Here is a 22,951-nt window from a genome sequence, read left to right as displayed (position 1 = left end):
AAATCATTGCTCCCATACCCAAAAAAAACGCATGTCCGTGCTGTTGCTGTTACCTGGCCTGTAATAGCGGATCACGATATTTAGGCGGCGCGGGTGAACGATCTGGGTCGCCGTTTCGATTGACCCCGCAACGCCGTCAGAGATCAGCCAACTCACAGCATCACGGCAATGGTCTTCAGCTTTGAGCGCAACAGCAGGAGTCAACTTTTGCCGACGAAGGAGCCAGAGACGTGAACCGATCTCCGTTTCCGCCCCTGAGTCGCCCCACCAGCCGCGGCTATCATCACCATCAATATCGTCATCAGAACGAGCCACGCGATCCGTAAAAAGGCTAATAATAATGGCGGTCTGAAGATCATCACCTTCCAACAAGTCGCCGGGGCCCTCTCGCCAATCAGCCCTGAGCTGATCAACGTCCCACCAAGAGCTGATATCACTCATCACACTTGCTCCCCTGGTTTTTCGCTGGTTTTATCTTCATCCCCGCCCTGAACATTCCGCACTACATGATCATGGTCGTTATGGGCATCTCGAAGTTGTTTCAAGGTCGCGGTATTGCTTTCGCAGTTGTCGATGATGTCACCCGTAACCTTTACTGTCGGCGTATTCATCAACACCCCCTCGGTAGCATTGATGGTTACCTGCGTTGCATTGCTGACCGTCACGGGCTTGCTGTTGGCCTCTATTTCGATACCGTCTTCCGTCAACTTGATGAACATGCCCCACTGGTTATAAATCACCGTTTCACCGGAAAGCAGATCAGAGTGGCGGAACTGCTGATTGTTGCTGGCAATAATGACAGCACTGGAGCGATCACCACCGAGGAAACCGATCACGACATCCGTACCCACCGGCAAACCAGAGGAAAACCCAAATTCAGCCATGCGCGGCGTGCTGTCGCGTACCTCCAAGGGGGTTTGGTACTGTACTTTTTGCACCCCACCTGCATCACCATGCGCCGTAATTCGCCCGATCCCGAGCATCATTGAAACCCGGCGCCCTAATTGCCTCAGTTGCCCTGTAAAATCAGACATCAATTGACCTCCTGAAGCTGGCGGTAGAATGCGTAAGGCTGAACAGCAAACGCCGCCGGTGGCATCAAAACCATTCTGGCAGTTGTCCCCTGTTCGCCACGCATGAAGGTCACTTCCGCCAGGATCCAGAGCTCATCCTTCAGTCCAAATATTGGCAAACTGATAGGGATGAGTGTATTGGGTTCCCACAGCTTGCCGCTCTTATCGCGCCAACTATCAACGGTCACCTGCAATTGCCTCGATCGGCCAAAGCGCCGGTTCATTTCCCAATCAATGCAGTTCTGCGCCTGCTGGGTGGCGATCATGGTGCTTTCCACGATGATGACACGGTTACGATACCGCATCTTTGCAGCTTCTGGATCTCGTGCACGGGCCAGCGTTACCGCGTCATAACCCGCATTAGGGGAGAACTCAGCAACCGGGGTAGTGGACATCGAAACACCGATATAATCGGAAAAGCGTTCATCCATCGAGTCTGTGAATGAGGCATATTCGATGTTTTCCCCCTGCGCAACGCCGCTGGCCGCCTTCCGGGTGCCCACACGAGTTAGCAGAAGATTGCCATCTGGCGTGTCAAAATAGAGAAGCGCGGCCCACCGGCTGATCCTGTCGATCACCTCCTGCGAAGACTCACCCCAATTCAGGGTAAACTGCGGCACCGTAGCCATATCTTCGACATCCGAGGAAACATTGATGTCATAGGGCGCGGCCAGGCGCTGGGCAATTTGTAGCGCGTTAGCCTGGCTGATCACGTTGTTGGGCCATTCAGCTGAACAGTCCACCAGGTCCTGACATTTACCGCGACCCGTCGCCCTTATCTCATGCCGTGATTTCGACAATGCCGGGTTCCAGCGGTCGATATAACCGGTCATGACCAGGTCATCGCCCAACATGACCTGACACGGGTCCCCTTTTCTTACCAGTTCCTCCCCGTCAGAGCCGGGATAATGGTCCATCAGAGACAGATCAAAATCTGAAGGTAACCGCTCAATACCACGGGTAACCCGGATCTCACCCCATCCCTGAATGAGCTTATTGCCCACCTTCAACGTAAGTTCGTCGGTCATTTTCTCAACGCTCTAAAAGTTAGAGGCATAAAAGCGGGATGCCGCGGCTGCACAGTCTGGATCAACTCATCACCACGGGCCCCGTCCTGATAAAGTCGGTTGGCCAATGCCAATGCAGGCATCGATGTACTCATTGAAATTTGTGTCAACGCGCTCAGCTTTGCCCCCTTTAGTGTGAAGGCATCAACGAGAGAATTTCGCGTTTCTAGCAGATTGGTGTAGTCATCATCATTCCCAGCATCTGCGGCCAGCAGCAGAACGGTATCCATCGTGTCGCAGACGCGGTTTAACATAGCGATCGCATCGTCATAACTGGAAGGAGAATAGTCTGCAGCAACTGCTGCCATAGCTCCGGCTGAAAGCACGCACAACAATATGTTGGCACTGAGAGAAATAGCAGCGTCACTACCGGTGGCATAGAACGTGCTGCTCCGGTAGCCGGCCAATGTCTCCAGCATTCTGATTTTTTCTTCAACGCTACCGCTCACTGATACCACCGTCATGACGATCGCTGTGGCGCTTTGTGAAAAACCCTCGATGGAGGTGGCGTTTTGCAGTGCGGTTGTTTCAGACAGAAGCTGTGCGCGGCCCGTTACTGCCTCAGCCATTTTTTGCTTTACCAGCCCAGGGTAATCATCGGTGTCAGCTTCTCGGGTAATCGCCCCGGTGGCCCCCGATACGCTTCCGCCCACGGTCCCGCTGTTGTACCGCCCATAGCGAGAGCTGCCAAAAGTAGAACGCAATACATTGCTGAGGTTAGTTACCTCGTTCGTGGTACTTTTGACCATATTCCCCCAAAATGCGGCCGTGTTCTTCAGTGTCTTTATTGCCTGTGTAACGGTACGCAGCTCCCCTTTCACTGTGCCGATGAACTTTGCAGCTGCTGCAGATGCCGTTCGCAACCAGTTAGCCTGAACCAAAGAATTGGCTGGCGTGCTGCTGGTGATCGCAAAAACTTTCAGTCCAGACTCGATAACTGTCAGGGTAAATTCAAATGATCGCCCGGACTCCATCCCCTCCATCAGGCGCAGACCGCCATCTGGGATGCTAACTGTCAGTTCACCTAGCGTCGGGTGTACCAACGTCCCAGGCCCATCCATTTCACAGGCCGCAACAAGAGAATCACGCTGCGTCATCACATCAGGGGCGTCATATACCAGACTGCCCTGGACGATAAAACCACGAAGCGTAAATTTGCGCGTTCCACGCCCGAGATCTTCTACCCAGGCGGTATTTCTATAAGGGTATTCATGCACTGCTTGTCGGCGGCCATATACGCCTTCACCGCTGACTATGGCGAACGGGACGCCACGAAAAGAGGCTGGATAAATGTGCCCGCGCCAATCCCAATCCTGGCCAACGCCGAGAAGTGAAGACAATGCATCAGTGATCAGTGCCATTGGGCCCCCAAAATTAAAACCCGCTTAAGCGGGTCATGTTGGATATTGCATAGATAAGGAGACGCGACCGCCGCCATCAGTTTGGACTTTCCGCCGCTCCCCCGTCTGCGGGTTCACTAACGTCACTTCAAGTTGAAATTTGTTCTCCTCGATCGCTTTTGACATTGCATCACTGATCCGAGCTATTTCCTCTACGCTTTGCTCCTGTGGGGCAAACAGCGAGGTGCCCGCACCTGTTTTTTCCTGCTGTTTCGCCATTGGTACCGCACTTTCTTGCTTTTCCACAGGATCGAATAAACCAGACTGCCGCTGATCAAGAAGGTTGTTACGGTCCCTGAGACCACGCCAACGATCATCTGTCACTGATTCGTTGATGCCCTGCAAAATGTCGTCCCGGCTAAATGGCTGAGTGCCGTTCTCATGCTGGATAATAGCCGGGATCAACTTTTCAAGGACTTCCGGTGAATGAAGATTTAGGCGATCACCAGGACTAAACCCGGTTTGCTTAGCAACAGCATCTATATACGACTGGGTTTTGTTTTCGGAGCGCGGGGCGTAAGTATGAAGAATGCCATTAAGTGTATTGTTTCCACGATCCCCGTAAAGCTGGAGCTGCCGCGATAACGCAGATAGTCCATCCTGCGGCGTCGCAAAAGTAGAAAACCCACCATTCATACCTGTCGCATTTGGCGCTGCACGCAGGTTTCCTGGGTTATTATTACGCAAACCAAGCGCATTGTTTCCTGGCTGGACATAAGCTGCACCAGTAGGCGCTGTAACCGGTGCACTTGCCGCGGCCAAGTCAAGTTGAAGTTGGTTTACAGCCTCATTTGGCTTTTGCCAGGCTTGGTACTTTTCGCGATACCCGTCGGTCATATAGCCGTAATCAAGACCAACCTTATCCAACTCACCGAGTGTTTCGTAAAACTTGGGATTATTGTACCCCCAACGTAACTGATCGGCTTCATTACCCCGATTTAAACCAATCGCATGGCCGAGAGAAATACTGTCCAGTCCGTTAGAAAATACGTCCGTTATCCCTTTCAGCCCATCTTTAACGGAACCATCAGATAGCAACCATGAAAAAATATTATTTTTTGTGCGTTGCTTTAATCCTTCGTATGACGCGCCGAGCTCATTAATAGTCCGATCAAGTGCTGTCAACTCGCTGTTTAATTGCGGGTCAACTGTTAGACCAAACTTGTCTGATTGTGCCAAGAGAGCTTTTAGCCTAAGCCCCTCTCTCAACAAAGCCAGTCCTGCGGCATCCAAACCTATAGCGTCGGCCACCGTCTTTTGCTTTTCTGGAGAAAGCTTAGGAATGACCTGTGCCAGTCTTTCCATGGTTTTCAACACATCTGCCGTGCCGTCTTTATTTCTGACGATCTGAACACCAATCTGTGTCAGAACAGCTAGAGTCTCGTTATTTCGCCCCTGAAGCGCATCATTGAACGTAGCATATAGCCCTTCAACTGACTGATTGGCAGACGCAGCATCTACCCCCAAAATCTGCATGGCACCAGAAAGGCGGGTAAAATCATCAACCCGCATACCTGCATTCTTTGCAGCTACATCCAACTCGTAGGCGCTATGGCTGGCATCTTGCAAACTGCCCGCCATATAGGCAATACTCTTGCCGACGCCATAAGCTGCTGCGCCTGCCGCGCCAAACTTCAGCGCCCCGCCTAGTTTCCCTCCGAGCTCACCAACCATCTTCAGCGGCGGCACCATATCACCGATAAACTGCACGTTATCCCGAGCAAACGTTGATATTTTTGACAATCGATCGCTCAGAGAGTCCAGCCCATCAAGCGATTCCTGGCCTCCAAGCCTAAGATTATCAGTGGTTGCCTCCAATAATGGGTTTAGTCGAGTAACAACATCATCAATTCGCTGTATGGCAGCAGAAACCTGATCGTTGGCATGTATTTCAAAATCAAACGAGTTAGCCATTCTTACCCGCCTTAATATTATTTATTCGTTTAGCCTGTTCAACAAAAAAATCAAGGCGGGTTCGCGTAAGGGACCACGCATCATGCGGGCCCCACCCGTAATATTTCGTGACCTCTGCCGCTAACTGTTGCCACCATTTGAGGTTTTGTAGGTTAAAAAACCCAATAAATAATCCTCACACTCTTTATAATCAGTAAAATCCATATTACCAAGAGCTGATTCCGGCACGGTTGAAACCAGTGAAATCAACAATTTCATTGCAGCCATTGCGTTTTTATTACGCTGGCATTCATAAAATTGCTCAACTTGAACAAGAACGGGCTCTTTTAAATCCAGTGATTCATAGACTAGCGTTCCGTTAGCAAGTTCCAGTTTCTTAGAAAGCTTAATAGTTTTACTTTTTTCCAACATTGTTAATACTCCTTGACCGAACCGCCTTCCCAGCGCATGTCGAAAGTGGCTTCTTCACTGTCAACATCTTGCGTGTTAACAGACCACATATTTTCACCGATGATTGTTTTGCCGTTTGCCAGCTCAACAACCACAGTAACGTTTGTGGCGTCATTCAATCCCTCAAGAGAGGTTCCGCCACTGTCACGCCCTTGATAGCTAATAAACGGCGCCCTGGGCTTTTCCTTATACCCATGAACCCAATCCATCCCAGTCAACGTCGTGCGCTCAACCTTTGAAACGCTATATTTAAACTGGCCCGCAACCATCACCGTAATACCGTCAACAGTGACATAAGCGGTACCGGCCAAGCGGTTAGTTGTATCACCCATAAAACCTCCTTAGGCTGCGGTTTCAGCTCTGCGCCATTGGTTGAGTAGTGCGAAAATTTCCAACTGGTCGATCAGCGTGCCAGTCCAGAGCACATCCACACGTTTTGTATTGCTGCTGTTGCGCTCCACCAGCAGCGTCTTCGAAAACGCTGCGGCATCCTGCACATAACCGTTATATTCCAGCGTGCGGTATTGCGCGATCAGTTCTGCGCGGATCACATTCGGCGTCACGATGGCCGAGCCTGGCGCAAATCGCGTACCGTCGTTAGCCAATTTCATGCGCCCGAACTTCGAAGTGATCTGGGTACGCAGGAAACGGGTGACGAACATCAGCAGGAACAAGGTTTCAATGTTCAAGTAGCTGTCGTCAGCATCGCCAAACTTGTTCTTCTGGTAAGTGGTGATCGTCTTTTCAACCTGCACTGAGCCATCATCAGCCACCGTGAAGGTGGAAATGCCGCTGTACAACAGGTTATTGCGCTCGATAAGCATGAAGCGACTTTCCAGTGGTGGCGCCAGGACACCGCTGATGGTCAGCGTTTGCGTTGGTCGGCCAGGGTCGTTGCGTAGGCTCGGCGCAATAGCACCGGTTAACGCAGCTGCCCACAGGTAGGCAGGGGTCGGTGAACCGTTGATGCCCAACAGCGTTTCATGCTGGTTATTGCGCGCTGAACCTGCCGCTGACAACGAACCATACGTGCCCGCCAGCGCCCCGAAAGAATGCCCGTACAACTGCTGAGCATAGGACCATCGCCCGGTTGCATCGGACAGGAAGTCTTTCACGGTATCCAGTGAAGTGGTGTCCGTGTATGGGTTAACGATGAAGTCAAACGCCCGATCCTGCAGGTTGCCCAGTGCATCCGTCAAAACCGGAGCGCCAGAACCACCAGTCATCGCGGTGATCTTCAACGTCATTCCTTGTGGCGTTTCTTCCCCGCCGGCCACCCCTTGATAATTGAGGCGGATATCGATGCTGTTACCGTGGGCGCCTTTGTTTTTCGCCGTCAGATTGACGGTATCGGTAGCGGCGCCATCTACCGCAGCAGTAACAGGCAAACGGCTTTGGCCGTTGATCACCGCTGCGACCGCAGCAGCCACAGCAACTTTGTCGTCTGTGCTGACAACGGTCAGTTGTACACGCATCCCAGCAATATACAGGGACAGTACACCGGTCGCGGCGGCCGCACTCAAAATCTGAATTTTCCCGGTGGCCGCAACGGTCCCCGTGGTGCCATCAGACAGCGGGAGGATCCAGATTTCCGCCGAAATGTCATTAGCCAGGTACGCCGTCATCATGTTGTGCAGCATTGAGCCGCTGCCACAAATGCCTGCAACCGCTGAGTCAGAGGATACTTTCTGTGCGAGGCCAGGCGTTGCCGTGCCGGTTGACAGCATTTGCCCGATCAACAGCGTGCGCTGAATTGCAGTAGCCGTGTTGGCCATTGAGTTATCAAATTCAGCGTAGAAAAACGGTGCGCGCTGGTTTGACGGGATGCGATTAAATGGAACGGTCATTGATCATTCTCCTGGCCTTTCTTCCCAGCCGTCGGTTTTACCGCCGCGTTCGGGTCGAATGCTTCTACATCGCCGTCCTTTATGCGGCGCCCCCAAAAGATATTGTCAGGAACCTGTTCGCCGGATTCAGGCAAAAAAGTGCCCTTGACCGGATCGCGCACAACGCGCCCCGGTGCGGGTTTCACAAACATAGGGTTACTCCAGATCGATTTTTACGAGTGGTTCAGGGGTGCCGTCCGGCATGGAGATCACTACGTCTATCCCCTCGAGGGGTTCAGCGTCGATTTCATAGAATTCTTCCGGGCCCTGGTAATATTCAATATCCAGTTCCATCAGCAACTGCGCGGTATGCCCCTCCCCTCCAGCATCCACACCAATTGTCGATCTCACCTGCAGAAACTGCTGAATTTTTCGGGTCAGCTCATAGCTGTTGATCACTGCACGCTCTATCTGCTCGCGCAGTTGCTCCAGTGCCTCTTCTGCTTTTTCCGCCCCGTTGTCCTCTGCTTCATCGTCCAGCTCCTGCAAACGGCCGGTAATGCGCACAGTGGTCACAGTGGTGAACTGGGGAACATTGCGGCCCAGTGAGTTCTTCACATCGATCGGGGTCTGCACCAGGATCACCGGATACATATCCGCCGTAGTTGACCAGTCCCGCGGAGAATAAACCCGATCACCGGCATCGGTTTTGTTCTTCAACGCATCGATGACCAGCAGCCTTACCCCTTTGGCGTTCATACTTTCACCTTGTTGAGAATAAGCTTGGTCCCACCGTGGCTGTCCGGCTGTATATCGGCGATGGCAAACAGAGTGTTTACCGGCACACCACCGACAATGCCAATCAGCACACGATCACCGCGTTTCGGTGGTGCCTGGAACTGACTATCGCGCACACCAAGCACCGGCGATGTGGTGTTGATAGTGCTACCGTCATCCAGCGGCTCCACATCCTGCGTATAGGCGCGATCAAAGATGCCGCTGATGATGTAAGGCGTACCGCTACCACCAGGTCGGTACTCAACCGGGTCACCAAAAACACCATGCAGGGGTTCCAGTAAGTGCTGATCCCAGTTGATACCCATCATTCCCCCGACTGAACTGATACTGCAGGCGCAGCGCGGTTCAATGCCTGTTTGCGGAGTTGTTCAACATCTGCCACAACACCCAACCCGATCAGCCGCTGTGCGTCCTCAGTTGAAAGCGTCAACGTCCGGTTTTCGGTAAAATCTCGCCCGTCATGCCGTACCGTATTGCCCTTGATGACCACCACAGAAACCAGCCCATCACCCAGCGTTTTTTTATCCGGCTCCTGATCCGAATCATCACCATCAGTGTCGGTGTCGGTGTCGGTGTCGGTGTCGGTGTCGGTGTCGGTGTCGCCAGGATTATCCAGATGCAGATCGTCAACCTTCAACGATTTCCCTGCTTCCTGGCCATCAACCTGTAACTCGGGCGGCAAGCCGCCCAGTTCACTCTCCTGCCGTTTTGGTTGCTTCATATCACACCACCGTAGCGCAGAGTGCAGCGTTTACCCGGCTTGGAATGACCAGTGGTGCAGACTGAGTCATCAGCAGACGCTGGGCAGGGTCTTCTTTCACCCAGGTTTTAGGGGCATAGGCTAAAGGACCATAATTGAAAGCAGGATCCAGAATCACACCAAACGCGCGAGTACCCATCAGATCGGCACCCGACATAATTACTGCACCGTCTGGGATCATCGGCTTTTCAACGTTGTCCAGAGGGTCAATAAACCAGTCGTTGTACAGCCACAGGTCAAAGTTACCCCAACGCCCTTTATAGACAGCTCCTTTTTGAGCCTGTGGACCAGCATTGACCTGGTTACCAAACGGGCTCAGCGCCGGGAAGGTAATGGCGTTATCCTTGATGGTGGTGTCCAGTCGGAACGCTCTCCACGCCTTGCTGGTAAACACCAGGTCGGTCGGCACAGCACCAGAATTCTTAAGGATCAGCGTCTGCCACACCTCAATATCATCCGATGGCTGGGTGTTTGTTGCCCCGGCAGCCACTGTCAGTGGCCATTTGTCACTGCCGCTCAGAGTGATGGTCAAGTCAGATGAACGCCCAAAATCAACCACTTTGGTTTCGTAACCTTCGCCACTCACCGTGACTTTTCCAGATACCATAGCGCTACTCGCCATCCATTCGAGGCGACGGTTGATCATGTCAATCTGATCGGCCATCTCAAACTGCAGGTTCAGCATTTCACGCTCGGCCGCAGTAAACTCACCACCAATGCGTTCACCGATCTGCCGGCGGATGGGTTTGCGTAGGTCTGGAGCACGCTTGTCTTTGATATAAGCAGGCTTGAAGGTGTTGGTCTGGTATTTACGGCTTTCGACCAATTTACCTTCCATCAGCGGCGATACGAATGGCGCCATTCGACGCAGACCCACGTCTACATCGATAGCCACTTCTTCCGTCTCGTAAGTCACCACGTTCGGGAAGAAGCGATCCAGAAGCCAGTTCTGGCTGGTCTTCAGGTTAGGGACGACCTGCACCAGCACGCTGGTATCAAAAATGTTTTCCATATTCAGTCTCTTTATGATGCCAGCGACGTGGCTGGCCAGAATTCAGGACGAGTGAAACCCTGCCAAAGAATTGGCATCAGTTACGCTTTCGAAAAGGTTAAATCAGGAGATTGGCGCTTGGATGCCGTCGCGCAGGAAGATGGCCAATGGTCGTAAGGCAGCCTTCAAGCCAGCAATTGTCCAGGTAGCATCGAAAATGAGACGGTTTTGATTAAACTCGCCCATCAGATAAACGCCGCCCGTTTGTGCTGTTGTGGTGGTATCCACATTGTCGACCAAGATAGCCACCGGATTTTCGCTGCCGTCGGTCGCATCTTTTTTGCTCGGAATATACGAGCCGGACGCAGTGATCATACCGAGCACCGTGCCACGCTTAAGCACACCAGAAACCCCGATCGTTACCGAGTCGGTGACAAGCTGCAATGGCCCTGAAACAAGCTGATCAGGTACAAACACCGAACTCTTCATGCCGGGTGCAAATTGGTTTTGTCCAAACTGGTCCATTACTTGGTACCTCGTGCAGTGTCATAGAGGCTGGTCATTTTGGCCACCAGCGCATTTTTACCCGTTGCCGCTGTACCGCCAGCATCGGGCCCTAGTCGAACCTGTTCCGCCTGCATGCGCTCATCAAGAGACGATCGTTTTGTCGGCACAGCGGTAGCCGGTCCCATAGCAGCTAACGTGCTGATCGCCTCACGTGCGCTCATGCGGGTGTTGAACGCCAGGTGTGCAGCCATATCCGGACGACCTGCAGCATGCTTGCTGCCAAAAATAGCGGCACAACGCTTGCGCTCTGCCCGGCTGCCTTTCTTCACGTCAGTGCTATCGTCTTCTTCGGCGCCAGCATCGTCGTCTTCGGCATCAGGATCGCTATCATCGTCGTCTTCCATGTCCTTTTCGTCATCGTCCTCTTCAGCGTCTTCCTCATCACGCTCTTCTTCCGCGTGGCGGGATTTCGCCTTTTTACCTTTTTCTTTGTCGTCGTCCTCATCTTCAGAGGCTTTTTTCTTAAAACCCATCAGGTGGGCAAACTTTGAGTAAGACATACGTTAAGCTCCTGCTTCATTGTGTAATTTTCGGAATGCTGCGTCAGGGGGCATGACTGCATCAGCCAGCCCCAGTTTTACGCCATCAGCCGCCAGGAAACAGGCAGCCTGGGTATTGCGGATAGTTTTCTCAGTGATACCGCGATTGCGGGCTACCGTGCTGACGAAAAGCTTACCCATCGTATCCACATCATCCTGGATCGCGGCACGGGCCTGATCGGTCAGTTTGACGTAAGGATTGCTTTCGGCTTTGCGGTCGCCATAGGTGATGATGGTTACCGCCAGGCCATCTTCTTTAATTCGCTGTGACCAGTCACAGTGAATAACGATGACGCCAACAGACCCCACACCGCCAGTGCGCGGGACGTGTATGCGATCGGCAGCGCTGGCAATAGCATAAGCCGCTGAATAGGCATTTTCGGTCAGGATGGCGTGGATCGGTTTAGAACCCCGGGCGTAATAAATCTCGTCCACCAGGTCAAAACACCCGGCAACCTCACCACCAGGTGAATCAATATCCAGGCAAATACCATTCACCTCCTGATCATTCATGGCTGTGAGGAATGATTGCCGGATACCGTCATACCCTGTCATGCCACTGTATGGGCGCAAAGAACCCAGTTTTTGTACCAGAGTTCCCTGCACAGGAATGATCGCCACGCCATCCACCACGTCATAACCAGTATCCTGCTTTCGGGCCTTTCGTGTGAAGGTGTCATCATCGCCCATCCAATCCGATGCCAGGGTGTTGATGCGGGTTATGCCGAAACGGTCCATCATGGCAGCCATAACCACTTCGGCTTTTTGCGGGTGAAGCGCCAGCGGCGTATTAAACAGTCGCTGCGCCAGATGTGGTAAATTCACTCTGCCTCCGGATCTTTTATTGTTTCTGGGGCTAGCATTTCGGCCTGCGCCCAGCTTGGAAGTGGAAGCCCACGCTCTTTAAATGCGGCTATTTCGCGCTGCCGCTGATCCAACATTTCCTCCCAGTCTTCGCCTGCGTTTTCCGCTGCTTCCATTTCCAGCGTTGAAAGACCGGCATCCATCCCGAGGATCGCACCTTTCTTCTCTGCAACAGGATCCACCCAGCCACGCCCCGGCCCCATCCAGCGCGCACGACAATAAGCCGCCCTGGCGTCCAGAAAATGCGGCGCGCCGGCTGGCAGCGGTAAATCTTCCGTATCATGGATTTCTTCGATAAACGCGGATAGGATCGGTTGGGCAAACCCCGCAGAAAAGTCATCACGCCGACGAGTCAGCGTTTTCCATGCTTCCAGCATCGCCGAACGGGCTGAACTGTAGTTAACATCTGACCAGTCCTGCGTTACCTGCTGGGTAGAAAGCCCCGTTGCAGCTGCAATATTGCGTAAAGCAGCGCTTTCGAAAACTTCAAAGTTACTGTGTGGGCGTGCAGCGTTGACGGCTTTGACATCCTCACCGGGGTATAAAATCGGCATTCTTGCGCCGTTTTGCAGTGATATACGCCGATCTTTATGGAAATCAACACGACCATCTTGATAAGCACCAATACTGGTGTCGTCGAAGGCGTCCCCCATCGCTGCTTCAACCATCTGCGGATCGTACGGCGAGGTAATGTAGGCACCGAATACCGCGTTCAATATCGCTGCCTCCAGCTCCGTCTGGTCATACTTGATGAGCATTTTCAGACGCTGAACGACCGGTGTTAGCATGCCGTTACCCCGATGCTGAGCACCACGCTCATGATCATAATCGTGCACCACATGTGGCCGCCCCCAGTCAGTTTCCCTCGGGATACGCCGCCAGGTCATCGTTTTGGCTCCGCTCCACCAGTCACCGATATGTGCCTCACGGATGTGGTATGCCACCGGTGCACCATCACCATCAATTTCAACACCACCGCGGATGTTGGGCATATCAAAGTTTTGTTGCGGGTTGCTTAGGCGATCAGGGTCAACGATCTGCACTGTTGTTGCGTAGCGGCCTCGCCCGCGGCCAAGCCGATCGGGACGGTATTGCAGGATCGCCAACGCATCACCATCAATAAGCTTGTGACGGAAACCCAGCCGCAGCATTTGCGACACCGTTTGTTTGCGCTCAACATCACAAAAACGGCCTGGGTCATCCTGCGCCCATGACCGCCAGTGTGCCTCGATCACTTTGCCGTATTCATCCGCCCACGTGGCGTCGAATGCACTGTTTCCAGTCATCAACGCCAGCATGCGGTAATCAGGTTTCAGGATAGGGCGAAAGTTCGCGCCAACGGCGTTATCCAGTACCCTGGTGATACTGCCACTGGCCCAGCCGTCATTACGCGCCAAATCCCGCACACGGGAGACAATGCGATCGCGGTAGATATTGATCTCATTATCCGGCGACCACAGCGCCGGTTGCCAGTTTGCCAACTGGTCACTAAATGAATCTGCGGCATCGTAAGGTACTCGACTGCCGCCCACCAGCATGGACGCTTTTGAACGTGACGGTGCGAGTGGCTGCCCATTTGGGCCTAAAATCTTGATGTCACTCATCAGAATTTAAACCTCATAGGCCGACGTGGGCGGGGAACAATACCCAATTTAGCCTGAAGCAACTGGATCAGCGCCATCAAGTCAGCTATTGAGGATTGCTGGTAGGAAACAGAACGTGTGCCATCACCCTGCGTATAAGAAAACGACACACCACGGGATCCGGCAGCCAGGTCAATATATGCCTGCTGCGCCTTTGCCAATGCGGCCTGCAATTGTTCAGGCGTCATCGCACCGGCCAGCAGGCTAGTGTTAGGGTTAAACATAGGGATCCTTAAGATGGCAAAATTTGAGACAGGCGTTTGCGTTTTGGCTTATCAGGTTCTTCGATAATGACGCCAGGCAGACGTAGGTTGGGCTTTTCTTCCGGTTGTTCCGGTGCTGGCAACAACCGATCGGGATTGACAGAGATAATGTCTGCTAGCTTATTCAGTTTAAAGCCGAGATAGAACAACCCACACAACGCTGCATAGCTGTAAACCCGGCAGTCTAATGCCTCGTTAGCTCGCCCGGGTATTTGTTCCCAAACGCGATAACGCTGCCCACCGGACACCTTGAGCACCGAACGTTCCGCCAACAACTGACCAAAGTAGTTCAGATCCCGATCAGTAGGGAAATGCATATAGCTGGCGGCCGACTCTCCCGGTGCCGGAGCCTCAATATGCAGGCGCCCACGAATGGTATCTTTTGCCGCATTCACCCCAATAATGATCGGCTTGAAGCTGGCTTTGGATCTGGATGTTGGCTTTTTAGTTGGCCAAACCGGCGAACGTTTACCACCCCTCGCGGATTCACCCTTGATTGCCCAAATACGGCGCCCGAGACGCTCTTTGGCAAACTCGTATACCTTTTGAGTATGGTGCCCACCGGAGTCCATACATGCCGCCATGATCGTGAACCCCCGCCCATCAGCACGGCGCCAAATTTGTTTTAGATAGGCATCAAGGCGTTGCCATGGCTCATTGGTCTCCAAATCTCCTTCAATAACATCAAATGCAATGGACCAACTCTCTTCATTGCGGCCCCAACCGGTAACCTCAATTTCAAAGCGACCGTCCTGGGTATCGATGCCTGCAGTAAGCACAGCCACCCCATCAGGTACTTCAGCCGCATAAACCTCACAGCGCTCCAGCAGTCGTTTTTCACTCAGTGCCTTCTCACCACGATCTTCATATGGCTCGCCCAGCACCAGGTTAATGAAAGTCTGCCGCATGAGCGGGTCATTTTTGACTCTCAACCATTCGGCAACCAAATATTTCCAGGCTGCGTTGGGAAACAGGCTGTAGCCTGCCCAAATATGGAAACCAGCATGACCTTTAAACGGCTTACTTGCCCGCCACTCTCCACGCTTCACCATCACCGATTTTTCGTTATGATGGATCACGCAACCGTTATGGCGGCAGACGTAATAAGCAGTATCAGGAACACCTTCCCCATACTCGTCCTTGTCCCATTTGATACCATAGGGGGTGTCTGGCCCTCCCCACTCCAAAACCTGATATTCACCACAGTGAGGACACGGAACGTAATAGCGCCGCTGGTCGCTTTCCTCATACGCCTTTTCAATACGGCTGGTACCCTTCACCGTTGGCGTTGATCCCAGTGCTATCTTGCGATTCCAGAAGGTCTCCGAACGCTTGATGCCCAGCGCAATCTGATCCCCTTCCACACCAGCACCGCCAGCAGGATAACCATCCACCTCGTCAAACAAGATAATGCGGCAGGTGATACGGCGGAAGCCGCCAGGGCTGTTTGCCCCCACCAGCGTCAAATTGGCACCGTTGGCAAATGTCTTCTTGAGGATGGTCTGATTACTATCCTTCGCCTTTGGGTCACCGCAAATTTCCGCCAGAACAGGAGTATCGCGCAACATTGGCGCAATCTCGGTTTTACTGTAATCCTCAGCATCCTCAACACGCGGCTGAACAATAAGGATTGGCGATGGGTCATGCGCCAGGTAGTAACCGACAACGTGGTCAAGGATCTTGGTGTAGCCGACACGCGCCGATTTCATCACTGATACCTGTGTCACCGATGGGTCGGTGACCGCATCCATCATGCCGTCCTGATAAGCAAAGGACCGAAAGCGGCCAGTTTGGGCGCTGGTCTCTTTTGACAGAACTGCATATTTGTTAGCCCACTCGCTCAGTGAAAGTGGCTCTGGAGGGCGAACATCGGATCGACGCTGGCGCAGCTCTCCAGTGAAATTCTGCCAGGCTACCGCGTTACTTCTCTCCTCGGTTGTTATCTGCATCAAGGCTCAATTCCTCCATCGCCTCGTAAACCACCTCCTGCAGTGCCTGGACAAACTCCGCATCGTTGGTGGTAGAAGCCAGCACCCGCAACCGGGGGCCATGTTCAGGAGCAATCGCAATTAGACGGGTGCGCATTCGGGCGTATTCATTGCCTACCGCCTCAATCATTTCTTTGTATGGCAACACCTGACCGGATTTAATGTCGTACTCGAGCTGGGTAAGCAATGCGAGGAAGTTTTCTTTCATCTGCCGCGCTTCATCGAGCGTCATTGTTACGCCGTGTTCGGCTATCATCCGCTCGACGGTTTTCGTCGCAGACTCCGGACGATCCTTATCGTTTTTGTTACCCGACTTGTTACCTGATGGCCTGTTACCTGTTTTGTTACCCTGTTTGTTACCTGCGGCTTTTTTTTCCGGACGGGTAACAGTTTTGCGAAAGCGCTCAATGTTGGCGTTTGACGCTTCAACATCGATGTCATCTCCGGCCAGAACCAGCCAGCCGCGGGCCTTCCATGTCGTTACCGTCTTTCGGCTGACGCCGTGAAGTTTGGCAAAATCTGACTGGTTCATGTGTTACCTCAGGTGTTACCTGTTACCCAAATTTCAAAAGTTGATAGCTAGGCGCAGAACGCGGCGCGCAATGCCCGTGCTTTACAAAAGTGCTAGGAAGGACCCATTTTTTTCTGTGGCTTACGGTATCGACGTGACCGCATTGAACCCCTGAGTGATGATGGCATGTACCGCATCGTTGATAGCTTGAACGTTAAGATCTCGCGCAGAGCGACATTGATATAGCAATCTGGAAAATGGCGTTGTTGGAACCGGATGAATATCGCGCCTTCTAATCGGATCATTCAAGCTGATCATGTGACCAACCTTAAGGATATTTTTTCGCTCATCAACCGCTTCTGGCACAACACGAGATGAGATGACGCATACGCAGCCATTTTCTCCGCGCCTAACTGTAGTTTTAATCGGCTGTTCCGAAAGAAAAATTTCGAGCATGACTATTCCCCTTGTTTATTTTGCTGTTCGCATCGCCTCAGCCATTGCCCTGCTCAGCTCTGTCGGCATCAGTGCACTAGCCATAGCCTGCGCCCGATCGAAGTAACCAAGTGTCGGTTTGACCGGCAGCGTATCACCAAACTGGATCAGCAGCTTTGGCGCTGGCATCTTCATGCGTGGCTGCCTTGTGCCGTTGGCAGAGCGCTTGCGCCGCTTCTTACCCTTCTTGCCTTTCTTGACCTTGGTACGTTGCCACACGCCGTTTGCACCACCAACTGCCCCAACAAATACATCAGGCTTGGCTTTAAGCTGTGTCATCTTATTGCGCGTCAAATTGCCGTATTTGTTCAACTTAATGTTCTTGGGGTTTAGCAGCGCCTGGCTGTTCAGTTTGTGCTGGCCACCGAACTCGAATGGCTCCAAGTAGCTGGCAGCGGTATCCATCACGAACACCTTGGCCGTGAGGCTACTCTTTCGGGCGCCAAACGATCGAACAGAATTGACTGTGAAAGGCGTGGGATTATCAAGCTGTCGCTGAAATGCGGTTTTCTGGGCATCCGCTATCTTTCTAGCAACAGCAGTCAACGCCTGCGCAGTAGCAAAAGGCACCTGTTTTTTAATCTTCTGCAGTTGTGCAGACAGCTCTTTTAAACCTGCCATGAACCCTTCCTGTAATGCTACTTACTGGAGTTATCCCTCTGCCACTTAATCAGCCCATCCACACGGGATGCGCACACGTCCAACTCGTTCTGCGCCACCTGTAACGCAATGACAGCATCCCCAAACGTGGTGCCGGTGAACGGCGTTTTCTCGCAGACCTGCGTATATACAGCTGGTGGGTACACGTAAATCAACCGTGGGGCCGGTGCTGGCTTACCCCTCTCTGCGCAGGATACGGAGAGCATCATCAGGCAAGCGCTGGTTATTGCAGCCGCTATGCCCCAGCGCCTCGCGCAACGTTCCGTTTTCAGCATCGGCCTTGGCCCTCTTCTGCTGTTCAAGCTTTAACTGTTCTTCGGTAGCCCGCCGGTCAGCGCCAGCGGCATCCTTGAGCGCAGTGATTGTCCCGTCACGGTCATTCACCGTATCAGTTAGCGCTTTGTTGTCCTTCTGCGCAGCCTTCAAGTCGTCTGATAGCGAAGAGGCATACCAGCCAAGGGAGATCACTACCACAATGAACGCGGCCAGCATTGCCAAGATTGACTTTGTCACTTGTCTATCCCCCAACATGCTAGCTCGGCTTCCTGATCGCGCCGCAATACCTGACCGAAGCAGTTATTCGAACGGATCCGGCAATCCCGCCCACGGTCATATATCCAACGCCGGATTTCGCGGCAGGCGCCGATCCGGTCACCAGCATTCAATTTTTTATAGAACGTCGAGGTAAAACATTTGGCGGGGCCGATATTCCAGGGGCAAAAAGAGGCGATGCCCACTTTCTGCGGTTCGGTCAGCGTTATCTTGATGTTGCGATCTACCCAGTCGAGCGCTTTTTTCTGCTCTGCTGCGTCTATCTGCTTGCACTGTTCTGCCACGAGGCGCATGCCTTGAACAACTTTTTTACCGTTGACCGTCGTCACACCACCGCAGATCGTCCAGATGCCGACGCCGTCCTGGTAGGCAACCAGCCGCTGCCCTTCTTTCTCGTCTTGGAATTGCGCCATCATTACCGGGGCGGATACCCCACCGGCGATAAGCAGCAGCATGGCGGCACTGAGTTTGCTTTTTGTAGAAGGCATCAGTCACCCTCGATCAGATTTACATCGTGAGCAGAAATCCCCTTTGCGGAGCGGTCGATCAGGTACATTTTTAACAATTTCTCTCGGCGGCACTTAAACCAAACGCTTGTTATGCAGCCAATGACTGAGCAAAGGATGCCGACGATGATGCCGATCACCATCCACTCAGCGGGCGAGAAATGGTTAACAACTCCAAGTACGGCGCCGATGAGCCAACCAACATGCGTAGCGTTATCAGCTGTTTTTTCCAGCATGTTTCTCATCCTTCTCCCCTTGCCGGGGCTGGCCCGATCGGCGGGTGATAGATATGGATTAGCCGCCCGCCGTAGTCACTCAGGGAAAGTAATGTGTTTGCAATGGTTGACTGTTTTGGCGGGTTGCTAAATGGAAAAGCCCTGGATGCACCAGGGCCGATTTGGGGACATAAAAAAACCCGCTCATCGGCGGGCCTCTATTCGATTATTAATCGCGGTTGTGTAAGCGATAGAATTTGCTCGTATTCCAGATTAAGCACTCGTTTCTCCTTCTTCCGCTCATGCATCAGGCGGCTGCCAAAACGGCCTTTAACTTCAGAACGAGCTGCCTTGATAGCGTGGCGTTGCTGGGCCTCCTCTCCCATTGACTGCCAACGAGTAAGCTGCTCGGCCATCCAGTTGAAAGCGTTGATATAGCTTTCTTTCACCGCCGCAGCCGCTTCACCTGTAAATCCCATGATCAAGAAGATGCACCCATCCTTGGTCATATTGTACATTGGTTGGATTTCGCCATTTTTATCAATAAAATCAGCAGGCTCAAAATTGAGCCGCTTAAATTGTTCCGAACACTTCAACTCACGAATGGCACGAATCACGTTCTTGTGCCGCTTATTAAAGTGCTTTGCAACTAATACGGAGGTGGTGACCACCTTTCCATGGATTGCCATCACCATTTGCTTAAAGTCGAACTTGGGGATCACTGTTACTTGTTTCATGCGTGTTTCCTTTCAGAAATGAACCCTTGTCGCCCAGGAAACCAGCCCAAGAGGGTACGCCTACCACTACTGGCATCCTCAAAGGCTCATTTCTGAACAGGTTCTTGGCGGGGTTTAGCACCGGCGCGGTGCTGGATACAAAAAAGCCCCGACAGAAGTCGAGGCCTAAAATGCAAAAACCCGCACAATGGCGGGTTCGATTTGTAATGACCTATACAACTCAGGCCATTATGGAGAATTTACGTGCAATTATTAATTTTTTCAAGAGGCAATAAAAAACCTGCGCTTTGGCAGGTCATCAGATTGAAACTTCTCTACAGCATAAAGCCTTTTACTACTTTCATTTCCCATTTTCAAGATTTTTTTCAAAACTGCCTGTGGGGATCAAAAGTAAGCACTAATATCACACTACAACACTTTTTGCGGACGCACTAACGATTTAAGCACGTTACTACACTTATTTCGGGCCGAGGTAGCAATTTCGCACACATGGAATACACCACCACTATGTGTACATCCCTATAAGCAAAAAGACCTGCCGAAGCGAGGTCTTTGCACCAATTGCAATATTGGCAAAATATCAAAATCACACTAAATATGACCTGTTTTGTTCGGTTTTGCAAGTATCACGATGCTAAATGTTTTGATCGTGATTTGATCCTCTTGTCTGCCGTCCACTTTAACGATCCCGCATCCAATGCTTCTACAAGGGATAGCAAGGTATTCCAGTGCGCGCCGTAGGTTTCCGACCATGTTGATTTGCTCACCCCTGATAGCTCCGCCAACTTGGTATGGCTATATTCCTTTGGATATCCTTTTATCTCACTGGCCACGACCTGCACGGCCAATAGCGTCAGGCTCTGCAACCGCAGCTTTACCTTCTTGCTGACCTTGGCCGGGCATTGGGCTGAAAATTGCGCCCAAATGTAGGGCACCACCAATAGCTGATTATGGTGATAGCTATAGTCGCCATAGCAATAGCGGATCCATGCTTCCTGGTGCGTTTCAAGAACGGAAATCGCCCGGCGCCATGAGCTGGTGCAATATGTCAGCTCTTCAATCGGCGGGAAGGGTTTCGCCCGGGTGCGGGTCTCCGGGCAATGAATAGGATCGGTCTCCGGGCACACCTTGCGGTTGCCAACTACCACAGTACGGTGGCGCTGGCGTTTGAACCGCGTGGTGTGCGCCAGTGCCGCACCCTCGAATGCTGCCAGTTGTCCTTTGGTCATCCCATGGATATCGGCCAGGGCCAACGATACAGCGCCGCGAACATACTCCAGATATTGCTGATTCATTTTTTTGCCCCGCGCTTGTTTGCTGTGACGATTGCCCCGATGCCGTACGCCCGATCTAGCGTTCTGGCCAAGTGATAGAGTTGGCTGCCGTGTTCTGCTTCCCATGCGGCCACATTGTCATGCAACTTGTTGTGACACTCCCTGGTGAGAGGGATGGCGAATATGTCGTGTGGCTTGGTGCCCGTGCCGCCGAAGCCATGATCGATGATGTGGTGCGGGTCATCTGCCGGACGCCCGCAGCCGCAACAGCACACTTGCGATTTAACCCACTGGGTGTACTTCTCGCACTCCCAGCGCTTCATCTTCGGTCGCAGCATAAATCCCGCTGGTGGCTCGGGATCGACATCTACCGCCAACACCGGCTTAATCTGCTCGACGTAGTCATTGATGATTTCCGTGGGTGCCCGTTCCCAGACAATATCAGCCTCTTTTCGGGTGCCGGTAGGTACCTCCGCAGGTGGCAGGCGCAAAGAGAGCCTGGCCACGGATTCCGGCAACAGATCGGAGACTTGCACCATCACAGCCCACCAGCACAACTCCGGAAGACTTAGCTGGTGGTTTTCGTCAAAACGGAAGTGCGTTCTGGCTCGGTAAAGGACAAAATCCGCTACGTTCCTGGCCGCCAACGCATCAAGGGTCGGTAGCGTCTGATCTGCAATGGTGTGCTCATGATGCCAACACAGGCGAACAGCGCCGACGCAGTAGCGCAACGTGCTCATGTTCCGATCGTGATAATCGTCAGCGTCAGCATGCCACTGGCACTCATTCGACCGGTCTAGCCAATCCACCAGCGCATTAATGCCACCAGCAGCAGAAAGCACCCGCTCATTGGAGAAGAAAGAAGAAAGGCGCGGATCAGTAGCCAGGTGTTGGTTATCCACTGGCAGCGCGCCAGATGGCAGCGCCTTGAATTCGTGCGGCTCGGTCGATATCAGGATTCGCCCGCCGAACATAGGCAGCAGATCCTTGCCTGGGCGCAATATCACCTGGTTTAGCTCACGAACAACAACCGGCTTTAGTAGCACCCTCATGCAGCACTTGCCTTAGCCAAATGTTCGGCCCATAACCCGGCGATCCACTTAATGCCTTTCGCAGTAAACCGTGATTGAGTAAAGGCATGGTTATTGATCTGATTGGTGCCGGTTTTCACCTCAAACCGGCCTGCGTCTATGTGCTGCTGGTAAGGGGTAAATGTTCCGGAGAGGCGGTACATGATATGTTTTTCATACAGGAACAAGCGGAAGTCCGGCTCTTTGGCTTTCAGCAGCTTGCACACTTGGCGGAATGTCTGTGAACCAGTAGCCTCAACATACCGATCAACAAACTCTACCTTTGGGGCTGCTACAGCAAGCTGACTTTTGAGCCTTTGCTTTTCATCCTCCAGATCAGCGGCAAGGCGCAATGCCTCGGAGAATGTTTGGGGGGTACGCCCCCTCCCTTCCAGCTCCCGCCAGCGATCGACCAGGCGGGCGGTAAATTCAGGGGAAAGTTGGGCAACAACGATAATGCTGTCACGCTTGCCCTTCTCACCTTGGAAAACGTAGTAGCTTACAGGGCGGCCAGCGGTAGGCTTTTCCTCAGTCTGAGGGAAAGCAATTACCCCCTTACTGACAAGGCTCTCTATGGTCCGCTTTACATTATCGTGACGAGACTCTACCAACTCGGCGATCTCCAAGCTGGTCATGGCTAATTCGAGGGTAATAACGGTAGATTGGTATGCGCAAGCGCCACCAATCAGATTAGACTGATTCATGTTCTTTTCTCCACACAAGCTGTTGTACGGTCCCGCCCCGCTATCTGCAAATAGACGGGACCAACCAGCGCATCTCTTACCCCT

At 52.6% G+C, this 22,951-nt stretch carries 30 protein-coding genes; all 30 read right to left on the bottom strand.

Going from position 1 to position 22,951, the window contains the following annotated elements; genetic code table 11:
- Positions 1–3: 3 nt before the first annotated feature.
- The 30 genes from KGP26_RS03865 to KGP26_RS03720 all read right to left on the bottom strand — a co-directional run bounded on the left by KGP26_RS03865 (position 4) and on the right by KGP26_RS03720 (position 22,867).
- Positions 4–441, bottom strand: coding sequence for a phage GP46 family protein (locus KGP26_RS03865; RefSeq protein ID WP_223665062.1), 438 nt, complete (start codon positions 439–441; stop codon positions 4–6).
- Positions 441–1,034: a phage baseplate assembly protein gene (locus tag KGP26_RS03860; RefSeq protein ID WP_209527042.1), complete on the bottom strand. Its 594-nt coding sequence runs from the start codon at positions 1,032–1,034 to the stop codon at positions 441–443. The genes KGP26_RS03865 and KGP26_RS03860 overlap by 1 nt, the downstream gene beginning before the upstream one ends.
- Positions 1,034–2,101, bottom strand: a complete 1,068-nt coding sequence (locus KGP26_RS03855; RefSeq protein WP_209527040.1) for a phage baseplate assembly protein — start codon at positions 2,099–2,101, stop codon at positions 1,034–1,036. The genes KGP26_RS03860 and KGP26_RS03855 overlap by 1 nt, the downstream gene beginning before the upstream one ends.
- A complete protein-coding gene (locus KGP26_RS03850; RefSeq protein ID WP_223665061.1) occupies positions 2,098–3,501 on the bottom strand; it encodes a DNA circularization protein in 1,404 nt (467 codons plus the stop codon). Before KGP26_RS03850 ends, KGP26_RS03855 begins: the two co-directional genes overlap by 4 nt.
- A 33-nt stretch (positions 3,502–3,534) precedes the next feature.
- Positions 3,535–5,454: a hypothetical protein gene (locus tag KGP26_RS03845; protein WP_223665060.1), complete on the bottom strand. Its 1,920-nt coding sequence runs from the start codon at positions 5,452–5,454 to the stop codon at positions 3,535–3,537.
- A 120-nt stretch (positions 5,455–5,574) separates the two neighbouring features.
- Positions 5,575–5,865 (bottom strand): phage tail assembly protein, encoded by a 291-nt coding sequence (locus KGP26_RS03840; protein ID WP_223665059.1) that lies wholly within the window; start codon positions 5,863–5,865, stop codon positions 5,575–5,577.
- 2 nt (positions 5,866–5,867) lie between these two features.
- Complete coding sequence (locus KGP26_RS03835) at positions 5,868–6,236, bottom strand: phage tail tube protein (protein ID WP_223665058.1); 369 nt, start codon at positions 6,234–6,236, stop codon at positions 5,868–5,870.
- A gap of 9 nt (positions 6,237–6,245) precedes the next feature.
- Positions 6,246–7,751, bottom strand: coding sequence for a phage tail sheath subtilisin-like domain-containing protein (locus KGP26_RS03830; protein ID WP_223665057.1), 1,506 nt, complete (start codon positions 7,749–7,751; stop codon positions 6,246–6,248).
- Positions 7,748–7,942 carry a DUF2635 domain-containing protein gene (locus tag KGP26_RS03825; protein WP_209527027.1) on the bottom strand — a complete coding sequence of 65 codons (195 nt, stop codon included), beginning with the start codon at positions 7,940–7,942 and terminating at the stop codon, positions 7,748–7,750. Before KGP26_RS03825 ends, KGP26_RS03830 begins: the two co-directional genes overlap by 4 nt.
- A gap of 4 nt (positions 7,943–7,946) precedes the next feature.
- The gene (locus tag KGP26_RS03820; protein WP_223665056.1) at positions 7,947–8,489 is read right to left on the bottom strand and encodes an ATP-binding protein; all 543 of its coding nucleotides are present in this window, start codon (positions 8,487–8,489) and stop codon (positions 7,947–7,949) included.
- Positions 8,486–8,833, bottom strand: coding sequence for a hypothetical protein (locus KGP26_RS03815; RefSeq protein WP_223665623.1), 348 nt, complete (start codon positions 8,831–8,833; stop codon positions 8,486–8,488). Before KGP26_RS03815 ends, KGP26_RS03820 begins: the two co-directional genes overlap by 4 nt.
- Positions 8,833–9,249, bottom strand: a complete 417-nt coding sequence (locus KGP26_RS03810) for a hypothetical protein (protein ID WP_223665055.1) — start codon at positions 9,247–9,249, stop codon at positions 8,833–8,835. Before KGP26_RS03810 ends, KGP26_RS03815 begins: the two co-directional genes overlap by 1 nt.
- Before the next feature lies 1 nt (position 9,250).
- Positions 9,251–10,300 (bottom strand): major capsid protein, encoded by a 1,050-nt coding sequence (locus KGP26_RS03805; RefSeq protein ID WP_223665054.1) that lies wholly within the window; start codon positions 10,298–10,300, stop codon positions 9,251–9,253.
- Positions 10,301–10,402: 102 nt separating this feature from the next.
- A complete protein-coding gene (locus KGP26_RS03800; protein WP_209527019.1) occupies positions 10,403–10,804 on the bottom strand; it encodes a head decoration protein in 402 nt (133 codons plus the stop codon).
- Entirely contained in the window at positions 10,804–11,346 is a 543-nt protein-coding gene (locus KGP26_RS03795) for a hypothetical protein (RefSeq protein ID WP_223665053.1), read from the bottom strand. Before KGP26_RS03795 ends, KGP26_RS03800 begins: the two co-directional genes overlap by 1 nt.
- Positions 11,347–11,349: 3 nt before the next feature.
- On the bottom strand, positions 11,350–12,210 hold the full coding sequence (locus KGP26_RS03790) for a S49 family peptidase (protein ID WP_223665052.1): 861 nt from the start codon (positions 12,208–12,210) through the stop codon (positions 11,350–11,352).
- The gene (locus tag KGP26_RS03785; RefSeq protein ID WP_127031117.1) at positions 12,207–13,853 is read right to left on the bottom strand and encodes a phage portal protein; all 1,647 of its coding nucleotides are present in this window, start codon (positions 13,851–13,853) and stop codon (positions 12,207–12,209) included. Before KGP26_RS03785 ends, KGP26_RS03790 begins: the two co-directional genes overlap by 4 nt.
- A complete protein-coding gene (gene gpW, locus KGP26_RS03780) occupies positions 13,853–14,116 on the bottom strand; it encodes a gpW family head-tail joining protein (RefSeq protein WP_223665051.1) in 264 nt (87 codons plus the stop codon). The genes KGP26_RS03785 and gpW overlap by 1 nt, the downstream gene beginning before the upstream one ends.
- Positions 14,117–14,124: 8 nt before the next feature.
- Positions 14,125–16,104, bottom strand: a complete 1,980-nt coding sequence (locus KGP26_RS03775; RefSeq protein ID WP_223665050.1) for a phage terminase large subunit family protein — start codon at positions 16,102–16,104, stop codon at positions 14,125–14,127.
- On the bottom strand, positions 16,076–16,675 hold the full coding sequence (locus KGP26_RS03770; protein WP_223665049.1) for an RNA polymerase subunit sigma-70: 600 nt from the start codon (positions 16,673–16,675) through the stop codon (positions 16,076–16,078). Before KGP26_RS03770 ends, KGP26_RS03775 begins: the two co-directional genes overlap by 29 nt.
- A gap of 120 nt (positions 16,676–16,795) precedes the next feature.
- On the bottom strand, positions 16,796–17,110 hold the full coding sequence (locus KGP26_RS03765; protein ID WP_223665048.1) for a hypothetical protein: 315 nt from the start codon (positions 17,108–17,110) through the stop codon (positions 16,796–16,798).
- A 15-nt stretch (positions 17,111–17,125) separates the two neighbouring features.
- Positions 17,126–17,770, bottom strand: coding sequence for a hypothetical protein (locus KGP26_RS03760; protein WP_223665047.1), 645 nt, complete (start codon positions 17,768–17,770; stop codon positions 17,126–17,128).
- Between the two features lie 17 nt (positions 17,771–17,787).
- Complete coding sequence (locus tag KGP26_RS30375) at positions 17,788–18,015, bottom strand: hypothetical protein (RefSeq protein WP_371824946.1); 228 nt, start codon at positions 18,013–18,015, stop codon at positions 17,788–17,790.
- The gene (locus KGP26_RS03750) at positions 17,984–18,322 is read right to left on the bottom strand and encodes a DUF2570 family protein (protein ID WP_223665045.1); all 339 of its coding nucleotides are present in this window, start codon (positions 18,320–18,322) and stop codon (positions 17,984–17,986) included. The genes KGP26_RS30375 and KGP26_RS03750 overlap by 32 nt, the downstream gene beginning before the upstream one ends.
- Positions 18,319–18,849, bottom strand: a complete 531-nt coding sequence (locus KGP26_RS03745) for a lysozyme (RefSeq protein ID WP_059199676.1) — start codon at positions 18,847–18,849, stop codon at positions 18,319–18,321. Before KGP26_RS03745 ends, KGP26_RS03750 begins: the two co-directional genes overlap by 4 nt.
- Positions 18,849–19,103, bottom strand: coding sequence for a phage holin (locus KGP26_RS03740; RefSeq protein ID WP_059199675.1), 255 nt, complete (start codon positions 19,101–19,103; stop codon positions 18,849–18,851). The genes KGP26_RS03745 and KGP26_RS03740 overlap by 1 nt, the downstream gene beginning before the upstream one ends.
- Before the next feature lie 197 nt (positions 19,104–19,300).
- Positions 19,301–19,819 carry a Rha family transcriptional regulator gene (locus tag KGP26_RS03735; protein WP_223665044.1) on the bottom strand — a complete coding sequence of 173 codons (519 nt, stop codon included), beginning with the start codon at positions 19,817–19,819 and terminating at the stop codon, positions 19,301–19,303.
- Positions 19,820–20,445: 626 nt separating this feature from the next.
- Positions 20,446–21,114: a bacteriophage antitermination protein Q gene (locus KGP26_RS03730; RefSeq protein ID WP_223665043.1), complete on the bottom strand. Its 669-nt coding sequence runs from the start codon at positions 21,112–21,114 to the stop codon at positions 20,446–20,448.
- Positions 21,111–22,145, bottom strand: coding sequence for a DUF968 domain-containing protein (locus tag KGP26_RS03725; RefSeq protein WP_223665042.1), 1,035 nt, complete (start codon positions 22,143–22,145; stop codon positions 21,111–21,113). The genes KGP26_RS03730 and KGP26_RS03725 overlap by 4 nt, the downstream gene beginning before the upstream one ends.
- Complete coding sequence (locus KGP26_RS03720) at positions 22,142–22,867, bottom strand: phage antirepressor KilAC domain-containing protein (protein ID WP_371824933.1); 726 nt, start codon at positions 22,865–22,867, stop codon at positions 22,142–22,144. The genes KGP26_RS03725 and KGP26_RS03720 overlap by 4 nt, the downstream gene beginning before the upstream one ends.
- Positions 22,868–22,951 lie beyond the last annotated feature (84 nt).

This window comes from Serratia sp. JSRIV002 (assembly GCF_019968725.1).
GTDB lineage: Bacteria > Pseudomonadota > Gammaproteobacteria > Enterobacterales > Enterobacteriaceae > Chania > Chania fonticola_B.
Note: the sequence above shows the minus strand (reverse complement) of the source record. Positions and strands in the feature narration are given on the sequence as shown.

What these genes read in the sequence shown, in the direction of transcription:
- KGP26_RS03820 (WP_223665056.1), bottom strand. Translation starts at nt 8,489, where the DNA reads ATGAACGCCAAAGGGGTAAGGCTGCTGGTCATCGATGCGTTGAAGAAC.
- KGP26_RS03730 (WP_223665043.1), bottom strand. Translation starts at nt 21,114, where the DNA reads ATGAATCAGCAATATCTGGAGTATGTTCGCGGCGCTGTATCGTTGGCC.
- KGP26_RS03745 (WP_059199676.1), bottom strand. Translation starts at nt 18,849, where the DNA reads ATGCCTTCTACAAAAAGCAAACTCAGTGCCGCCATGCTGCTGCTTATC.
- KGP26_RS03865 (WP_223665062.1), bottom strand. Translation starts at nt 441, where the DNA reads ATGAGTGATATCAGCTCTTGGTGGGACGTTGATCAGCTCAGGGCTGAT.
- KGP26_RS30375 (WP_371824946.1), bottom strand. Translation starts at nt 18,015, where the DNA reads ATGCTCTCCGTATCCTGCGCAGAGAGGGGTAAGCCAGCACCGGCCCCA.
- KGP26_RS03725 (WP_223665042.1), bottom strand. Translation starts at nt 22,145, where the DNA reads ATGAGGGTGCTACTAAAGCCGGTTGTTGTTCGTGAGCTAAACCAGGTG.
- KGP26_RS03855 (WP_209527040.1), bottom strand. Translation starts at nt 2,101, where the DNA reads ATGACCGACGAACTTACGTTGAAGGTGGGCAATAAGCTCATTCAGGGA.
- KGP26_RS03740 (WP_059199675.1), bottom strand. Translation starts at nt 19,103, where the DNA reads ATGCTGGAAAAAACAGCTGATAACGCTACGCATGTTGGTTGGCTCATC.
- KGP26_RS03800 (WP_209527019.1), bottom strand. Translation starts at nt 10,804, where the DNA reads ATGGACCAGTTTGGACAAAACCAATTTGCACCCGGCATGAAGAGTTCG.
- KGP26_RS03735 (WP_223665044.1), bottom strand. Translation starts at nt 19,819, where the DNA reads ATGAAACAAGTAACAGTGATCCCCAAGTTCGACTTTAAGCAAATGGTG.
- KGP26_RS03770 (WP_223665049.1), bottom strand. Translation starts at nt 16,675, where the DNA reads ATGAACCAGTCAGATTTTGCCAAACTTCACGGCGTCAGCCGAAAGACG.
- KGP26_RS03830 (WP_223665057.1), bottom strand. Translation starts at nt 7,751, where the DNA reads ATGACCGTTCCATTTAATCGCATCCCGTCAAACCAGCGCGCACCGTTT.
- KGP26_RS03835 (WP_223665058.1), bottom strand. Translation starts at nt 6,236, where the DNA reads ATGGGTGATACAACTAACCGCTTGGCCGGTACCGCTTATGTCACTGTT.
- KGP26_RS03760 (WP_223665047.1), bottom strand. Translation starts at nt 17,770, where the DNA reads ATGGCAGGTTTAAAAGAGCTGTCTGCACAACTGCAGAAGATTAAAAAA.
- KGP26_RS03845 (WP_223665060.1), bottom strand. Translation starts at nt 5,454, where the DNA reads ATGGCTAACTCGTTTGATTTTGAAATACATGCCAACGATCAGGTTTCT.
- KGP26_RS03795 (WP_223665053.1), bottom strand. Translation starts at nt 11,346, where the DNA reads ATGTCTTACTCAAAGTTTGCCCACCTGATGGGTTTTAAGAAAAAAGCC.
- gpW (WP_223665051.1), bottom strand. Translation starts at nt 14,116, where the DNA reads ATGTTTAACCCTAACACTAGCCTGCTGGCCGGTGCGATGACGCCTGAA.
- KGP26_RS03720 (WP_371824933.1), bottom strand. Translation starts at nt 22,867, where the DNA reads ATGAATCAGTCTAATCTGATTGGTGGCGCTTGCGCATACCAATCTACC.
- KGP26_RS03805 (WP_223665054.1), bottom strand. Translation starts at nt 10,300, where the DNA reads ATGGAAAACATTTTTGATACCAGCGTGCTGGTGCAGGTCGTCCCTAAC.
- KGP26_RS03850 (WP_223665061.1), bottom strand. Translation starts at nt 3,501, where the DNA reads ATGGCACTGATCACTGATGCATTGTCTTCACTTCTCGGCGTTGGCCAG.
- KGP26_RS03825 (WP_209527027.1), bottom strand. Translation starts at nt 7,942, where the DNA reads ATGTTTGTGAAACCCGCACCGGGGCGCGTTGTGCGCGATCCGGTCAAG.
- KGP26_RS03810 (WP_223665055.1), bottom strand. Translation starts at nt 9,249, where the DNA reads ATGAAGCAACCAAAACGGCAGGAGAGTGAACTGGGCGGCTTGCCGCCC.
- KGP26_RS03840 (WP_223665059.1), bottom strand. Translation starts at nt 5,865, where the DNA reads ATGTTGGAAAAAAGTAAAACTATTAAGCTTTCTAAGAAACTGGAACTT.
- KGP26_RS03765 (WP_223665048.1), bottom strand. Translation starts at nt 17,110, where the DNA reads ATGCTCGAAATTTTTCTTTCGGAACAGCCGATTAAAACTACAGTTAGG.
- KGP26_RS03860 (WP_209527042.1), bottom strand. Translation starts at nt 1,034, where the DNA reads ATGTCTGATTTTACAGGGCAACTGAGGCAATTAGGGCGCCGGGTTTCA.
- KGP26_RS03775 (WP_223665050.1), bottom strand. Translation starts at nt 16,104, where the DNA reads ATGCAGATAACAACCGAGGAGAGAAGTAACGCGGTAGCCTGGCAGAAT.
- KGP26_RS03785 (WP_127031117.1), bottom strand. Translation starts at nt 13,853, where the DNA reads ATGAGTGACATCAAGATTTTAGGCCCAAATGGGCAGCCACTCGCACCG.
- KGP26_RS03815 (WP_223665623.1), bottom strand. Translation starts at nt 8,833, where the DNA reads ATGGGTATCAACTGGGATCAGCACTTACTGGAACCCCTGCATGGTGTT.